The organism is Phaeobacter inhibens DSM 16374 (assembly GCF_000473105.1).
Taxonomy (GTDB): domain Bacteria; phylum Pseudomonadota; class Alphaproteobacteria; order Rhodobacterales; family Rhodobacteraceae; genus Phaeobacter; species Phaeobacter inhibens.
Window position 1 is genome coordinate 766,134 of the sequence record NZ_KI421498.1, and the last position, 16,944, is coordinate 783,077.

Sequence of the window (16,944 nt, forward strand, 5' to 3'; positions counted from 1 at the left end):
AGGACAGAGATGCGAGGGTTTCTTGGAGGCGTGAGTTTCGGGGCCTTGGTGGCCGCAGGCGGCGCCGTGGTGTGGTCGCTGTCGGTGCCCTTGCCCAAATCGGTTGAGGTCAGCGTGGCCGAACCTGCTCGCAGTGAAGTGCAGGCCCCGGCGGCGGACACTCCGGTTGAAAGCGCTGGAAGCGATCCCGACCTGGTCGAAACCCCGCCAGCGGCGCTGGATCCGCAGGTGGTCGGTGATGATCTGGCCGCGCTTGCGGATGCCGATACCGATCCCGCCAGCCGCCCCGACGTTGGCACCGAGCTGGGCAGCGGGGATCGCGCCGCGCCCGGTGGCGTCGGCGCACCGGCAATTGATGTGGCGCGGGATGCACCTGTCACCCCGGTTGAGGCACTGCCGGCACCCAATGCCCCCAGTCAGGAGCAGCGTCTTGTAGTGGTGTCCGAACCGGCTCAGCCACCTGTGCCGCAGACTACGAACGAAGCGCCGTCCCGACTGACGACAGCGCCGGATCAACCCTCTTCCGATCAGCCGGCGCAGGACCAGTCCACGCCGTCGGCCGAGGTTGATGGTGGCGGTGATGAGGCCTCCGCAACCGCCAGCCTTCCGGTGCCGGATGTGGCAACCGGTGGTCCGGCACTCAGCGGGGCAGAGGCCGGGGGGGATCAAGGACCAGCGTTGGGTGCGGTACCCGGCCCGACGGCGATTCCTGTGGTGCCGGGACTGGGACAGGCCGGCCCGACGGAGGTGGGCACGCAGCCTGCCACAAATTCCAGACAGGTTGACGGGGCTCAACCCGAGACGACAGGCGAAGATGCAAGCGAAGACGCTGGGGCGCGGCGGATTGCGGATCTGCCAACAACCAAGCCCACGACAGAGCCGGACAGCGCAGTGGATGAAGCCGAGAGCCGCCCACGGATTGGGACCCCGGTCCGCCCGCTGACGGAGCGGGATCAGGCCAATGCACCGGCGGTCGGCAGTCAGACCAATGCGCAGGCGGATGGGGTGCCGTTTGAACGCAACGCCGAAGCCTTCACACCGGAGGCAGACCGCGCCCTGATGTCGATTGTTCTCATCGATGATGCCGATGCGATAGGCGCTGAGGCCTTGCAGGATTTCCCCTATCCGCTGAGCTTTGCGCTGGATCCAAGGGACCCGGAGGCGGCCGCGAAGATGGCACGCCACCGCGCTGCCGGGTTTGAGGTGATGCTGATCGCCGATCTGCCCCGCGATGCCGCTCCGCGGGATGCTGAGACGGCGTTGCAGGTCTGGCTGGAAAGTTTGCCAGAGGCCGTCGCGGTGTTGGAAGGCGTGAATACCGGGTTTCAGGGCAACCGCCCACTGGCCGATCAGATGGCCACGGCGCTTGGCGCGATGGGCTACGGGATGGTGACGCAGGATGCCGGGCTCAATACCGTGCAGAAACTGGCCCTGCGCGAAGGCGTGCCCGCCGGGGTGGTGTTCCGCGATTTTGACGGCGCCGGGCAGGATCCCCGCGCGATCCGGCGCTTTCTGGATCAGGCTGCGTTTCGCGCCGGGCAGGAGGGCGCGGTGATCATGCTGGGCCGGGTTCAGCCGGATACGATTTCAGCGCTGTTGATCTGGGGCCTTCAGGATCGTGCCAACAGGGTGGCGCTTGCGCCGGTGTCGGCCTCTCTGCGTGCGAAGTTGCAGGCGGAATAATCGGGACGGTCAATTGGGACAGGCGACTGACACTTATAATCAAAAGCGCCGCTCCGATTGGAGCGGCGCTTTTGGTGCCTTCGGCGAGAGTATTTTAGGAAAGATGACAGGCGGGCGCTGATGACAGGACGCCTGTCGGGGCCTTGACCTAGCTGTTGCCGTTGCCGGTGAATCGGGCGGCATCCGCAGCCGCGCGGCGGATGGCGTTGGATTTATGAACCGTTTCCATATATTCCGCCTCCGGGTCACTGTCATAGACAACGCCGCCGCCGGCCTGGATATAGAGGTTCTGGTCCTTGACGATGGCTGTGCGCAGCGCGATGCACATGTCCATGTCGCCGCCTGCCGAGAAATAGCCGACGCCGCCGCCGTAGACGCCGCGTTTTTCCGGCTCCAGCTCATCAATGATTTCCATCGCCCGAACCTTGGGGGCGCCGGAGACGGTGCCTGCGGGCATACCGGCAAAGAAGGCGTCCAGCGCGTCCTTGTCCTCTGCCAGCTCACCCACAACGTTGGAGACGATGTGCATCACGTGGCTGTAACGCTCGATGATGAATTTCTCGGTTGGGCGCACGGTGCCGATTTTGGCGACCCGTCCGGTGTCGTTGCGGCCCAGATCCAGCAGCATCAGATGCTCGGCCAGTTCTTTCTTGTCGGCGAGCAGATCCAGTTCCAGCGCCTTGTCTTCCTCGGGCGTGGCGCCACGTGGGCGGGTGCCTGCAATAGGCCGAATGGTGACCTCCTGCCCGAAGACACGGACGAGGATTTCCGGAGAAGCCCCCACCACCTGAAAGCCGCCGAAGTTGAAGTAAAACATGAAGGGCGAGGGGTTGGTGCGGCGCAGGGAGCGATAAAGCGCGAAGGGGGGCTGGCGAAATTCCTGGGTCCAGCGCTGTGCAGGCACCACCTGAAAGATGTCGCCCGCGCGGATGTAGTCCTTGGCCGTCTCCACCGCGGCCATATAGCCGTCCTTGGTGAAATTGCTCACAGGCGGCGCTACCTCATCGGCATCGCCGAGATCGCGGCTTTCGGCGGGCATGGCGCGTTCCAGATCGCGGACCGCGTCCATCACCCGCTCAGCGGCCTGGGCGTAAGCCGCCTTGGCCGACTGGCCGTCGCTGGCCCAGGCGGGGGAGACCACGGTCACCTCACCCTTAACCCCGTCGAGCACCGCGATAACAGAGGGGCGCAGCATCAGCGCGTCAGGCAGGCCAAGAGGATCGGGGTTCACGTCCGGCAGATGTTCGACCAGCCGGATCATGTCATAGCCGAGGTAGCCAAACAGGCCGGCTGCGGCCTGCGGCAGATCATCCGGCAGGTCTATTTTGCTTTCGGCGATGAGGTCACGCAGGCAGTCCAGCGGGTTGCCGTCCAGCGGTTCAAAGGCATCAGCGTCAAAGCGGGCAGACCGGTTGAGCGCGGCGCGCTCCCCGTGGCAGCGCCAGACCAGATCCGGTTTCATGCCGATGATGGAATAGCGTCCGCGCACCTCACCGCCAGTGACGGATTCCAGCATGAAGGCGTCCTTCTGGGCACCTGTCAGCTTCAGCATCAGCGACACCGGCGTGTCGAGATCGGCGGCAAGCCGGGTGTAGACAACCTGGTTGTCACCGGCCTCATAGGCCTTGGCGAAGGTGTCGAAATCGGGGGTCAGGGCCATCTGGATCTGCCTTGGTTACTGGAAGTTGGCCTGCACGGCGTTGAGCGCCTGCGGGTCGATGCGCGGCGCGGCGCGTGTCTGGGAATCCTGTACGAAGGCTTCGAACAGGGCCTGTGCCAGCGCCTGATCAAGCTGGGTGCCCATTGCCTCGGCCAGCGCTGTCATCTCCGGCGTGTCGGCCACCGGCAGGGTTTCAGCGAGGCGCACCACAACAGTGGCAGTGTCATCGCTGACCACGGCGACGTCGCCCTCTGCCAGATCAAAAACACGGGCCATCAACGGCTGCGGGGCGGCGTCAATATAGGCAGCGCGGGTCAGGCCGGTTTCGGACGTCAACTCAATACCCTCGGGGAGGTCTTCGGCGTTTCGCAGCATGCCGGCAAGACGCTCGGCCTCGGCTTCCAGCGCATCCTGCAGCCGTTTGCTCTGCCAGGCAGCGCGCAGTTTGTCCTGCGCATCTGCGAAGGGTTCGGGGCGCGGTTCCAGTTCCTCATCAAGGCGGATTGCAAACAGGCTGCCATCTTCAAGGAAGGCCACTTCGGGAAAGTCTTCGGCGGTGACCGCGGAGGCGGCCTGGCGGAACCCGTCATAGGCGGCGATGCCATCGGTGCTGCCGTTGTGCCAGTCGATTTTGCCGAGTTCCATGCCGGGTTCGTCAATCAGCTCTTCCAGCGTGGCGCCACCGGCCAGCATGTCGTTGATCTCCTCAGAGCGGGTTTCAATCAGGCGACGGGCACGGTCGGTGGCCAGTTCGGCGCGCAGCTCATCCTTGACATCCTCAAGGCTGGTCACGCGCGCTTCAAGACGGCCATTGATGCGGAACAGGGCCGGGCCCAGATCGCTGTCGAGCGGGCCCACGACATCACCGACCTGCGCGGCAAAGACGTCCTGACCGGCACTGGCAAGGTCGCCCATGGTCACATCGCCCAGATCCACGTCCTGCAGGCTGAGGCCACGATCCGCGACCAGCGCGTCAAAGGTGGTGCCGTTGATGTCGAGCTGTGCCTTGGCGCTGTCGGCGGCGTCCCGGTTGGCAAAGACCAGACGTTCCACCAGACGGCGCTCCGGCACCTGATATTCGGCGCTGCGATCGTTGAACAGCTGTTCCAATGCTGCCGCGTCGATCTCGATCTCATCCACCAGCGCGTCGGGGCGCAGGGCGGCATAGGTGATGACCTTGGTGCGGGGCAGGGTGAACTGGTCGATATTGGCGTCATAGAAGGCTCGCAGCTCGTCTTCGCTCGGCTCGACCGCAGTGAGGGCAATGCTGTCTTCGCTTACGGTCAGCCAGTCGAAGCTGCGGCGCGCGCCGACATAGCTGGTCAACGTGTCGCGCAGCGTGTCGGGCATTTCGGTGCCGGCCATGATGGCGCCCTGCACTAGGGTACGGGCGGATTCGCGGCGCAGGTCGGCTTCAAACGCGGCCTCGGTCAGGCCGATATTATCGAGCGCATATTGATAGGTGTCGCGGTTGAAGGCGCCGGTGCCATCCTGAAAGGCCGGGATCCGGCTGATTTCGTCAAACAGGTTTTGATCACCAATCGACAGGCCAAGATCGCTGCTTTCCTGATCAAGAGCGGCAATGGCAATCAAGCGACCCAACACCACGCGGTCAAGGCCGAGCGCGGTCATCTGGGCGATGGGGACGCGTTGGCCCGTCTGGGCCTCAAGTGCGCGCTGCTCGCGCTGCAATTCGCGGGCGTAGTCATCGACCGAGACCTCCTGATCGCCAACCACTGCGACGGAGGACACAGAGCCTGTGAAGTTCACTGCGCCAAACCCGGCGAGACCGATAATCAGCATCCCCATCAGGATCCAGACAAATGTATTTGATAGTTTTTTCATGCCTGCAGCCATGATGTCCTCGTATTGCCGGTCGCCGGACTGCGCCGCGGCAGCCGGGAATGCTGAAATGTCGAGGCTCTGAATACGCTGCCACCTTGAAAGGGGCAAGGGACGACTGATCAGCGTCAGTGTTCAGAGCGGGTGAGTGGGATGGATGGGTCAGGCTGTCCAGTTTGTCAGCCGTTCAAAAAGCGTGCGGATGCCATGTGAATCGACATTGGCAAAGGCAATGCGGAACTGTCGCGCGCCGGTGGGGTCGCCATCCGGAGTGAACATGCTGCCGGGCAGCATCAGGATGCCAGCCTCCTTCACCAGACGTCTGGCCAGTTCGTCCGATGATGCCGCAAAGGGATGGGCGACATAGGCAAAATAGGCGCCACATCCGAGGAGCTGCCAGCCTTGCGCGGCAAGCGGGGCAAACCCCGTCTCAATCGCGGCGCGGCGGTTGAGCAGTTCCTGCCGTTCGCCGGCAAGCCAGTCATCGAGGTTTTCCAGCCCCCAGAGCGCCCCGGTCTGCCCGAGTTGGGCCGGACATATGGTGACAGTATCGAGGAATTTTTCCATCTCCAGCAGCTGGTCCGGGTGGGCGGCAATCGCGCCGAGCCGATGGCCGGTCAGCCGATAGGCTTTGGAGAAAGAATAGAGATGGATCAGCGTCTCCGACCAGTTCGGATCCTGAAACAGCGTATGGGGCGGCCCGTTGCGGCTGTCAAAGTCGCGGTAGGTTTCATCCACGATCAGCGCAAGACCATGGGCACGGGCAAGATCATAGAACCGCTGCACCAGACCGTCCGGATACTTCACCCCGCAGGGGTTGTTTGGGGTCACCAGAACGATCGCGCGTGTCCGGTCGGTGATCAGCTTTGCGGCGGCATCCGGGCATGGCAGCATGGCTGCGCCGACCGGCAGCGGGCAGGTGTCCACCCCCTGCATGTCGAGCCACATTTTATGGTTGAAATACCAGGGCGTTGGCAGGATCACCTGATCGCCCTCACCACAAAGCGCCGCGATGGTCGCGGCAAAGGCCTGATTGCAGCCAGAGGTGATGGCCACTTCCGCCGCAGAAAGATCGCCCGCGTAGTGACGGTTCATCTTGTCGGCGAGGGCTGCGCGCAGCTCATCCCGCCCGAGCACCGCGCCATAGAGATGGCTGCTGTCGTCAGTCAGGGCCGCCTCTGCAATGGCGCGGCGCAGCCCCTCCGGGGGAGGATCAGCTGGTGCGGCCTGACTGAGGTTCAGCAGTGGCAGATCCGCCGGCAGCGTCAGCCCCTGAAGCCAGCGTCGGGATTCGACAATCGGCGAGACAAAGGTGTCACGGGTGCGGGCGCTCGGAAATGAAGCCTGTGGCATGGGTGGTCCTGTTCTGCGTCAGCGCAAGGGCCGGAACGGCGGCGCCTGTTCGGGCCACTCCGCCGCAAGTTCACAGGTTTTGCAAGGGGTTTTGGTCTTCGTCAGTCAAGCCGTCACGCGATTGGACACCCTGCATTTGGGCGCAAATGAATAAGACGCCCCCGAAGGCGCGTCTTACTAGATGAATTGCTTGGATCCGCAAAGATCAGTCGGTCCCGCGATAGGGTTCGACATATTGCAGCGCCATATCCCAAGGGAAGAAAATCCAGGTGTCCTGGCTCACCTCGGTGATGAAGGTGTCGACCATCGGGCGGCCTTTGGGCTTGGCGTAGACGGTGGCGAAATGTGCCTTGGGGTACATCTGGCGCACCAGCTCCAGCGTTTTGCCGCTGTCGACCAGATCGTCGATGATCAGCACGCCTTCACCGTCGCCCATCAGCTCTGCGTCGGGGGCTTTCAGTACTTCGGCCTGTCCCTGATCCTGGTGGTGGTAGGATTTCACGCCGATGGTATCGACAATGCGGATATCCAGCTCGCGGCTGACGATCATCGCGGGGGCCATGCCGCCACGGGTGATAGCCACTACGGCGCGCCAGGCGCCATTATCGGGCCCTTGCCCGTCGAGACGCCAGGCAAGTGCGCGGCTGTCACGGTGCAGCTGGTCCCAGGAAATATGAAAGCCTTTTTCATGAGGCAGACGATCGGTCATATTATTGATGCTCCTGTTAGGGTCTGGCGTCCGGGATCGCGCATCTGCCCTCAGAGGGCGGCGATCTTGACGCCGAGGGCGGCCAGCAGACCACCAAAGACCCGGTCGATCACATGTTTCAGATTGATATACCCGCGGCGCGTTTTCTCAAAGGAGAAGATACGGGCCACGAGGGTGTTCCAAGTGACTTCACCCAGAAAGATGCAGGTGAGCAGGGCGGTAAGGGCCAGGTTGCTGCTACCTTCGGGTACGGTACCGACAAAAACGGCGCCGAAAAAGGCGGCCGGTTTGGGGTTGGCCAGCTGGGTGAAGATCCCAAGACGGAAGGCCGCAAAAGCAGTCTGCGGCAATTGTGCGTCACTGTCCTGCGACATCGGTTCGCTGGCATGACGCCACATGTTCCAGGCCATGTAGATCAGGAACATGGCGCCGCCGATTTTCAGCAGGGTCAGCAGAAAGGGGGCATAGTCAAACAGCAGGTTCAGCCCAAAGAGCGCGGCGGAGGCCCAGAATACTGCCCCCGCGCCGATACCAATCGCCAGGGCCAGTCCGCTCCGCCAGCCATGGGCCAGGCCGACGCGCGCGGCCATGAGGACAGCAGGGCCGGGGCTGATGGCGGCCATCAGACAAAGCAGGACGGAAGCGGTAAAGGCGGCGAGTGTCATGATGCGGTCCCTGTCATTGGAAGAGGCGCGCGTGGGCCGCGCGCCTGCTGTGTCTTGCTCTGTGGTGCAGATGCGCGCAGCATCTGCTGGACCCGTGTTTATTTGCGTCCGGTTGCCGCGTCGATGTCGGGGGCGTCAACCGCCTTCATCCCGACGACGTGATAGCCGGCATCGACGTGCAGGTTCTCGCCGGTCACACCGGAGGAGAGATCCGACAGCAGATAAAGCGCGGATTTGCCCACGTCATCAATGGTCACGTTGCGGCGCAGCGGCGAATTATATTCGTTCCATTTCATGATGTAGCGGAAATCGCCGATACCGGAGGCCGCCAGTGTCTTGATCGGGCCAGCCGAGATCGCATTGACGCGGATGCCGTCCTTGCCCAAATCTTCGGCCAGGTATTTGACGGATGCTTCCAGCGCGGCCTTGGCAACACCCATGACATTGTAATGTGGCATCACCTGTTCCGCGCCATAGTAGGTTAGTGTCACGGCGCTGCCACCGTCGGACATCATCTTTTCGGCGCGCTGCATCACCGAGGTGAAGGAGTAGACCGAGATATCCATGGTCATCTGGAAATTGCCGCGCGTGGTGTCGACATAGCGACCGCGCAGTTCGTTCTTGTCGGAAAAGCCGATGGCGTGCACCAGAAAGTCCAGTTTGCCCCATTTCTCTTCCAGCGCGGCAAACAGCGCATCGACGGAGCCCTCATCGGCCACATCGCAGGGCAGGACGATATCGCTGCCCAATTGCGCCGCCAGCGGGTCGACGCGTTTTTTCAGAGCATCGCCCTGGTAGGAAAACGCAAGCTCAGCGCCGGCGTCGGCGCAGGCTTTGGCAATGCCCCACGCGATGGATTTGTCATTGGCAAGGCCCATGATGAGGCCACGTTTGCCGGCCATCAGTTGACTAGACATGCAGGTTCTCCGCCTGTGATCTTCGATTTAGACGACGTTTAGTCTGTCCCGCGGGACGCTTCAAGGGCGCTGTCTCTTGTCGTGGGCCCGTTGTCGACCTAGGTTGCCTTCAGCAACGCGCATTCACGCGCCAGCCAACCCAGACAAAACAGACTATGAGGTGCGCCATGTCCGATCGCAGCGGTATCTTTGCGGGAGAGGATCCCTTTGCCATTGCTCGCAGTTGGCTGAGTGAGGCCGAGGAGAGCGAGATCAACGATCCCAACGCGATTGCGTTGTCCACGGTGGATGCAGATGGTCTGCCGAATTGCCGGATGGTCCTGCTGAAGGAGATCGAGGACGCGGCCTTTGTCTTTTATACTAACTACGAGAGCGCCAAGGCGCAGGAGTTGGACGGGGCAGGCAAGGCCGCCTTTGTCATGCATTGGAAATCACTGCGTCGTCAGGTGCGGGCACGCGGCATCATCACCCGCGAGAACGGACCGCAGGCGGATGAATACTACAAATCCCGTTCACTCAAGAGCCGCTTGGGGGCCTGGGCCTCGGCGCAGTCGCGGCCGCTGTCCAGCCGTGGCGCCCTGATGGCAGAAGTGGCAAAAGTGACTGCAACCAAGGGGTCAAACCCGGATCGCCCGCCATTTTGGGGCGGTTACCGGCTGACGCCGCTGGAGATTGAATTCTGGGCTGATGGGGCTTTCCGCCTTCATGACCGTTTTGTCTGGCGGCGCGAAACCCCCGAAGCGCTTTGGACCGTGGACCGGCTGTGCCCCTAGGTTACGCGCGGAAAATAGCAGAATTGTGATATTGATGGGTGTTTTTAGCTTGAACTTAGTTCCGAGAATAGAGCATCACCTACGGGTTAAAAACTGAAGAATACGGTGGACTACGGCAGTGGCAGAAGACTTGAGCAGTTTGCAGCAAATACGCGGGCTGGTGAAATGGTTCGATCCGACCAAAGGGTTCGGATTTGTCGTCTCTGACGAGGGCGGACCGGATATCCTGCTGCATGTGAACGTGCTGCGCAACTTCGGCCAGAGTTCCATCGCGGATGGGGCCGAGGTCGAGTTGGTGACGCATCGCACAGAACGCGGTGTTCAGGCGGTGGAAGTCCTGTCGATCACACCTCCGGCGCGCGACGACAGTCCGGTGCTGAGCGATTTTGCCGAGATGGATTCGGATGTTCTTTACTCTGAGCCACTGGTGCCCGCGCGGGTGAAGTGGTTTGACAAGGGCAAGGGCTTTGGCTTTGCCAATGTGTTTGGTCGCGATGAAGACGTGTTCCTGCATGTCGAGGTTCTGCGTCAGTCTGGCCTGTCGGAGCTGCAGCCGGGGGAGGCCCTGGGGATGCGGGTCATCGACGGCAAGCGCGGCCGTATGGCGGTTGAGGTGCTTGCCTGGGAAGCCGCCCTGCTGGAAAAACAGGACTAAGAAGATGCAGCCCCTCTGGATCCGAATGTCAGGCTCGATCATGCGCCGATTGACAGCAGGAGCCAGAGCCAGCGCAGTTTGTATCCTGTCTGTTGCCGCCGTTGTGGCAGCAGAGCACGCGGCAGCCCAAAGCGGGCCGGACGCCTGCCAGCCTGATCAGGTCGCCCTGCGTGGGCCCTGGGGGCAGACACAGTTTACCGTGGAAATCGCTGATACTGTTGAAGAACGTGCCGCGGGGCTGATGCATCGGCCGCATATGGCGCGGGGCGCTGGCATGCTGTTTGTCTACGAGATGCCGCAGCGCGCCAGTTTCTGGATGAAGAACACGCTGATCCCGCTGGATATGCTGTTTGTCGATGTTACCGGAACGGTTCGACACATCCACCACCGGGCAATCCCCGGCGATTTGACACCGATTCCCGGTGGCGACAACGTCTTTGCGGTGCTGGAAATCAATGGTGGTCTGGCAGCACGCTACGGGATTTCCGTCGGTACGGAGCTGCGCCACAAAGTTTTTTCAAAGACAGGCGCAATTTGGCCCTGTTAGGGCTTTTCAAATCAGATTGGCAACGCTAGGAAGGCGCACGGTCCGGGGCGTGGCGCAGTCTGGTAGCGCACCTGTTTTGGGTACAGGGGGTCGTGAGTTCGAATCTCGCCGCCCCGACCATTTCATCCTTCGGGATGCAACGTAGACGCCGACTTGCCTGTTTCAGGCAGTCGGCGTTTCGCGTATCTGAGATACTCCAATGTCTAACACCGAATGATCGAGAAGGTAACCTCATATGCGGCAGAGGTCCGTTGCGCCAAACCTGCGCACTATCGGTGAATGGGGGCGGAAGGATCCGGCCCAGCCTGTGCCGGGCGGAGATTCGAAGTGGTTTCCAAATCGTCACCAAAATCACCTTAAAGGCGGCCCTGTTAAGAAGTGATTAACCAACTGTTGCGCTTTGGCGTCGAATTGGTTTTGCGCTTCGTGTGCACATAGAAAAAAATCTCCACGACACACGCTTAACTTTTTCGACGGGCATTTCACTTTTTCAACCCTCGGTCAGGTTGTGTCCTGCTGATACGACCCGATGTTATCATCTGGATCCTTCTCGCAAGACGCGGGGCAAGCCCCTCTCTTCAAGGGGATTTCTCGCCTCATGACTTTGGTCGCGCGTGGACCGGCAGAGGTGTTGTGATCAACTTTGAATCGCAGCTTCGTGATTGCCCTCAGACCATCAAGCTATCGTCAATGAAAAAGTTGGTTACGAAACCCTAAAAATGGCGTTGACCAGCTATGCCTGAATACGTCAAATTGTGTACGTCGGATGATGCAGCACAAAATATGGTGGATTTCACCCCGCGCTGCACCAAACGGAGCAAAGCATCAAGCGCTAGCTGAAATGGGGTTTCGGCCCTGACTCGCATCTTCTATGAGGTGCGTAACAGGATGTTTTGTCGTGAACGACAACAAGGAATGCGCCGGAAAAGGCGTGATTTGTGACAGTGGGACTGCAGAAAAGAGGCAGATGGCATGAAGATTGAGCGGAAATTCACAAAATCTGGGCAGGACGCATATGCCGATCTGGAGTTCGTTCCTGCAACGTCGGAAATCCGCAATCCGGACGGTACCATCGTGTTCCGCCTTGAGGGCGTCGAGGTTCCGGCGGGCTGGAGCCAGGTTGCCAGCGACGTCATCGCGCAGAAATATTTCCGTAAAGCGGGTGTGCCCAGCAAACTGAAAAAGCTCCGTGAAAAGGGCGTTCCTGAATTCCTCTGGCGCTCTGCTCCGGCGGGTGATGATGTGGAGTTTGGCGGGGAGATTTCCTCCAAGCAGGTGTTTGATCGCCTGGCTGGTGCCTGGTGCTACTGGGGCTGGAAAGGGGGCTATTTCTCCACCGAAGAGGATGCGCGCGCCTATTTTGACGAAATGCGCTACATGCTGGCGACCCAGCGCGCCGCACCCAACAGCCCGCAATGGTTCAACACCGGTCTGCACTGGGCCTATGGTATCGATGGTCCGGCACAGGGGCATCACTATGTCGACTACAAAACCGGCAAGCTGACCAAATCCGACAGCGCCTATGAACACCCCCAGCCCCATGCCTGCTTTATCCAATCGGTTTCCGACGATCTGGTGCAGGACGGCGGCATCATGGACCTTTGGGTGCGGGAAGCGCGTCTGTTCAAATATGGCTCCGGCACCGGCACCAATTTCAGCCATCTGCGCGGCGAAGGGGAGCCCCTGTCCGGCGGCGGCAAATCCTCTGGTCTGATGGGTTTTCTCAAAATTGGCGACCGTGCGGCAGGTGCCATCAAATCCGGCGGCACCACGCGTCGCGCCGCCAAGATGGTGATCGTGGATGCGGATCACCCCGATATCGAACAGTTCATCGACTGGAAAGTGATCGAGGAGCAGAAGGTCGCCTCTATCGTTGCCGGCTCCAAGATGCATGAGAAAATGCTGAACGGATTGTTTGAGGCCATTCGCAGCTGGGACGGGGCCGAGGCCGACGCCTATAATCCGACTGTGAACGACGGGCTCAAGCAGGCCATTCGCGAGGCGAAAAAGGTTGCGATCCCGGAGACATATGTCAAACGCGTGCTGGACTACGCCAAACAGGGTCATACCTCGATTGAGTTTCCGACCTATGACACCGATTGGGACAGCGACGCCTATAGCTCGGTCTCCGGTCAGAACTCCAACAACTCCATCCGGGTCACCAACGCCTTCCTGCATGCGGTGAAGAAAGACGCCGACTGGCAGCTGATCAATCGCGTCGATGGCAAGGTTGCCAAGACGGTGAAGGCCCGCGATCTGTGGGAAAAGGTGGGGCATGCGGCCTGGGCCTGCGCCGATCCAGGCATCCAGTTCCACGACACAGTGAACGAGTGGCACACATGTCCCTCCGATGGCGAAATTCGCGGCTCAAACCCTTGTTCGGAATATATGTTCCTGGACGATACCGCCTGTAATCTTGCGTCGCTGAACCTGCTGACATTCCTCAAAGACGGGGTGTTCCAGGCCGAGGATTACATGCACGCCTGCCGTCTGTGGACGGTGACACTGGAAATCTCGGTGATGATGGCGCAGTTCCCGTCCAAGGAAATTGCGCAGCGCTCCTATGACTTCCGCACGCTGGGCCTTGGCTATGCGAATATCGGCGGCCTGCTGATGAACATGGGCTTTGGCTATGACAGTGCCGAGGGGCGTGCGCTTTGTGGTGCGCTGACGGCGATCATGACCGGTGTGTCTTATGCGACCTCGGCGGAGATGGCGTCTGAACTGGGGCCGTTTGCCCGTCATGAGCAGAACGCCAGCGATATGCTGCGGGTGATCCGCAACCATCGGGCGGCTGCACATGGATCGGTTGACGGTTACGAAGGCTTGGCCGTGAAGCCTGTACCGCTCGACAGTGCGAATTGCCCGGACCCGCGTCTGGCAGAACTGGCGATGAGCAGCTGGGATGAGGCGCTGGAGCTGGGCGAACGCCACGGGTTCCGTAATGCGCAGGCTACCGTGGTTGCACCAACCGGCACCATTGGTCTGGTAATGGATTGTGACACCACCGGGATTGAGCCGGATTTCGCACTGGTGAAGTTCAAAAAGCTCGCAGGTGGCGGCTATTTCAAGATCATCAACCGCTCGGTGCCTGCAGCGCTGGACGGGCTCGGCTATTCCCCGGCCCAGATCGAGGAGATCGTCTCCTATGCGGTGGGTCACGGCACGATCGGCAACGCGCCGGGCATCAACCACACCTCGCTTGCAGGCCATGGATTTGGCCCGGCGGAGCTGGCGAAGGTCGATGCCGCACTGGAAAGCGCCTTTGACATCCGCTTTGTCTTCAACCAGTGGACTTTGGGTGAGGATTTCTGCACCGGCGTTCTGGGCATCCCGGCGACCAAGCTGAACGACCCGACCTTTGACCTCTTGCGTCATCTTGGCTTTGGCAAGGCAGATATTGAGGCCGCAAATGACCATGTCTGTGGCTCGATGACTCTGGAGGGCGCACCGCATCTGAAGGAAGAACACTATCATATCTTTGATTGTGCCAATCCTTGCGGCAAGAAAGGCAAGCGTTATCTTGGGGTTGAGAGCCATATCCTGATGATGGCCGCGGCACAGAGCTTTATCTCCGGCGCGATCTCCAAGACCATCAACATGCCCAATGACGCCACCATTGAGGATTGTCAGAAGGCTTATGAACTCAGCTGGTCACTGGGGGTGAAGGCCAATGCTCTGTACCGCGATGGCTCCAAGCTGAGCCAGCCCTTGGCAGCTGCGCTGGTTGAGGATGATGATGAAGCCGCCGAGGTATTGGAAAGCGGATCGCAGCAGGAAAAAGCCGTGACCCTCGCCGAGAAAATCGTCGAAAAGGTCGTCATCAAGGAAATCATCAAATCGCATCGCACCAAGATGCCTCAGCGCCGCAAGGGGTATACCCAAAAGGCGGTTGTCGGAGGCCACAAGGTCTATCTGCGGACCGGGGAATATGAAGACGGCAACCTTGGCGAGATCTTCATCGACATGCACAAGGAAGGTGCTGGCTTCCGGGCGATGATGAACAACTTTGCCATCGCGGTGTCAGTTGGCCTGCAATACGGTGTCCCGCTGGAGGAGTTCGTGGATGCCTTCACCTTCACCAAATTCGAGCCTGCGGGCATGGTGCAGGGCAATGACAGCATCAAGAATGCGACCTCTATTCTGGACTATGTGTTCCGCGAACTGGCGGTCAGCTATCTGGACCGCACCGATCTGGCGCATGTCAAACCCGAAGGGGCCAGCTTTGATGATCTGGGCCGGGGTGAGGAAGAAGGCGTCTCCAACGTCTCCGAACTCAGTGAGACCGCCGCCACCCGGTCGCTGGAAGTGCTGAAACAGATTTCTTCGACCGGGTATCTGCGCAAGCGTCTGCCGCAGGAGTTGGTGGTTCTTCAGGGCGGGCAGACGGAAATGCTGGCGGATGGTGCCGATCCTGTCTCCGCCTTGCAATCGCTGGTTCCTGAGACCTCAACCGCGGCAGCACCGGCGGTGTCCGGCGGCATGGATGCCCGCACCAAGGCCAAGATGCAGGGCTATGAGGGCGAGGCCTGTGGCGATTGCGGCAACTACACGCTGGTGCGCAATGGCACCTGCATGAAATGCAACACCTGCGGCGGTACCTCCGGCTGTAGCTGAGGAGGGCAGGCAACGGAATGATGATCGTCGCGGCACGAGGCGTGTCGCGGCGGTCCGGAACCCGGGATGGGTGCGCTCATCCCGACACGGATCAGGACACAGGCAACGACCTCGGGCGGTAATAAGAACCACCTGATCCGTGCACCTGGAGGGGAGGCCGCTGTGCCTCCCTTTTTTCTTGCCAGACGACAGGTTGGCTGCGCCTTGGAAAGGTTAGATACGCCTTAGAACGTCTGAGAAAATAACGATAAAAACTGCAAGTGCAGCAAGGATCAGGAAGGCTGCAGGCAGCGATATCAGCTCAGCAGTGACACCAATCATCGGCGGACCGATCAGGATGCCGCCGTAGCCAAATGTTGCAACGCTGGCAATGGCGGCGCCAGCGGGCAGATCCGGATCGCTGGCCGCGCGGCTGAAGGCCAGCGGCATGACCAGCGCATAGCCGATCCCCATCAGGGCGAAGCCGGTCATCGCCGCGCCGTAGCTGCCCCAGCCGACCGCAATCAGCGCGCCAAGACTGGCACTTGTTCCGGCAAGACGGCCTGCTGTCACGGGGCCAATGCGCGCGACGACAAGGTCGCCAATCAGCCGCATCGCCACCATCGCAATGGAGAAAACCGCAAAACCAAGTGCGGCATCAGCCTCGCTTGCGCCGGTGGTCAGCACCAGGAAAATCGCACTCCAGTCGGCCATGGCGCCCTCGCCAACTGCGCCGCAGAAGGCGACGAACCCGACCGCCAGCAACGCGCCGCGTGGCAGCAGGGCCGGTTTCGCAGCGCCGCTTTCCGGGGCGGGGCACGCGACCCAGGGGATCTGCGCCATATAAAGCGTGAGCAACGCAGAAACACAGCCAGCCACCAGAAAATGCGCGGGGATCTGCGCGTCGATGGATGCCGCTGAATACCCGGAGAGCGCCCCGAGACCGGCGCCAAGGCTGAACATCGCGTGAAAAGACGACATCATTGGCCGCGCCGCGCGGGCCTCGACCTCGCTGGCCCAGGCATTCATGGCCACATCCATGCTGCCATGGGCGGCACCAAAGACGAATAACGCTGCCGCCAGCAGCGGCAGGTTTGGCGCCAACGCCAGCAACACCAGGCCCAGCACATATGCCAGCGCCACCCGGCGTGTGACATGGGCCGCGCCGATCCGATCAGCCGCGCGTCCGGCAAGCGGAAACGACAGGATCGCACCGGCCGCCATCAGCAGCAAAAGCAGTCCAAGCCCGCCGGGAGACAACTCGTGGATCTCAGATACCGCAGGGATGCGCGAGGCCCAGATGCCGAAGAGCGCGCCGTTTAGCACAAACATCGCCGACACCGCACGCCAAGGGCTGCGCAGCTGACGCGGTCGGCGGGAATGATCAGACTGGGCTTCGGACACGCGGGATCCTTCGGGAGTAAATCACTATCGGAGATTTCGCGGCAGGTTGCTCGGAAATCGGAGCAGACGCAAGCGGCCGCGCCATGGTTAATGATTGCGGGAAAATTAGCTCAAAACCCGAGGGGTATTTCACGCACGCT

12 protein-coding genes and 1 tRNA gene are annotated in these 16,944 nt (G+C 61.0%); 6 read left to right on the top strand and 7 right to left on the bottom strand.

Annotation, left to right across the window (positions count from 1 at the left end):
* Positions 1-9: 9 nt before the first annotated feature.
* Entirely contained in the window at positions 10-1,683 is a 1,674-nt protein-coding gene (locus INHI_RS0107365; protein WP_027247247.1) for a divergent polysaccharide deacteylase family protein, read from the top strand.
* A gap of 148 nt (positions 1,684-1,831) precedes the next feature.
* Here the strand turns inward: INHI_RS0107365 and trpE are convergent, their stop codons facing one another.
* The 6 genes from trpE to fabI form a co-directional block, all read right to left on the bottom strand.
* Positions 1,832-3,343 carry an anthranilate synthase component I gene (gene trpE, locus INHI_RS0107370; protein ID WP_027247248.1) on the bottom strand — a complete coding sequence of 504 codons (1,512 nt, stop codon included), beginning with the start codon at positions 3,341-3,343 and terminating at the stop codon, positions 1,832-1,834.
* Between the two features lie 15 nt (positions 3,344-3,358).
* On the bottom strand, positions 3,359-5,200 hold the full coding sequence (locus tag INHI_RS0107375; protein ID WP_027247249.1) for a peptidylprolyl isomerase: 1,842 nt from the start codon (positions 5,198-5,200) through the stop codon (positions 3,359-3,361).
* Positions 5,201-5,347: 147 nt separating this feature from the next.
* On the bottom strand, positions 5,348-6,538 hold the full coding sequence (locus INHI_RS0107380) for an aminotransferase (RefSeq protein ID WP_027247250.1): 1,191 nt from the start codon (positions 6,536-6,538) through the stop codon (positions 5,348-5,350).
* A gap of 205 nt (positions 6,539-6,743) precedes the next feature.
* On the bottom strand, positions 6,744-7,247 hold the full coding sequence (gene gpt / locus INHI_RS0107390) for a xanthine phosphoribosyltransferase (protein ID WP_014874783.1): 504 nt from the start codon (positions 7,245-7,247) through the stop codon (positions 6,744-6,746).
* A gap of 50 nt (positions 7,248-7,297) precedes the next feature.
* Positions 7,298-7,912: a LysE family translocator gene (locus INHI_RS0107395; protein WP_027247251.1), complete on the bottom strand. Its 615-nt coding sequence runs from the start codon at positions 7,910-7,912 to the stop codon at positions 7,298-7,300.
* Between the two features lie 98 nt (positions 7,913-8,010).
* Positions 8,011-8,829 (bottom strand): enoyl-ACP reductase FabI, encoded by an 819-nt coding sequence (gene fabI, locus INHI_RS0107400; RefSeq protein ID WP_014874781.1) that lies wholly within the window; start codon positions 8,827-8,829, stop codon positions 8,011-8,013.
* A gap of 167 nt (positions 8,830-8,996) precedes the next feature.
* Here fabI and pdxH point away from each other — a divergent pair, with 167 nt between their 5' ends.
* The 5 genes from pdxH to INHI_RS0107425 all read left to right on the top strand — a co-directional run bounded on the left by pdxH (position 8,997) and on the right by INHI_RS0107425 (position 15,421).
* Positions 8,997-9,602 carry a pyridoxamine 5'-phosphate oxidase gene (gene pdxH / locus INHI_RS0107405; protein WP_014880086.1) on the top strand — a complete coding sequence of 202 codons (606 nt, stop codon included), beginning with the start codon at positions 8,997-8,999 and terminating at the stop codon, positions 9,600-9,602.
* Positions 9,603-9,720: 118 nt separating this feature from the next.
* The gene (locus INHI_RS0107410) at positions 9,721-10,257 is read left to right on the top strand and encodes a cold-shock protein (protein WP_014874779.1); all 537 of its coding nucleotides are present in this window, start codon (positions 9,721-9,723) and stop codon (positions 10,255-10,257) included.
* A gap of 4 nt (positions 10,258-10,261) precedes the next feature.
* A complete protein-coding gene (locus INHI_RS0107415) occupies positions 10,262-10,804 on the top strand; it encodes a DUF192 domain-containing protein (protein ID WP_027247252.1) in 543 nt (180 codons plus the stop codon).
* Positions 10,805-10,847: 43 nt separating this feature from the next.
* Positions 10,848-10,924 (top strand) — tRNA-Pro (locus INHI_RS0107420).
* Between the two features lie 852 nt (positions 10,925-11,776).
* Positions 11,777-15,421, top strand: coding sequence for a vitamin B12-dependent ribonucleotide reductase (locus INHI_RS0107425; RefSeq protein ID WP_014880084.1), 3,645 nt, complete (start codon positions 11,777-11,779; stop codon positions 15,419-15,421).
* Between the two features lie 213 nt (positions 15,422-15,634).
* On the opposite strand, the gene INHI_RS0107430 is transcribed toward INHI_RS0107425, so the two are convergent.
* Positions 15,635-16,804: an MFS transporter gene (locus tag INHI_RS0107430; protein ID WP_254656861.1), complete on the bottom strand. Its 1,170-nt coding sequence runs from the start codon at positions 16,802-16,804 to the stop codon at positions 15,635-15,637.
* Between the last annotated feature and the right edge of the window lie 140 nt (positions 16,805-16,944).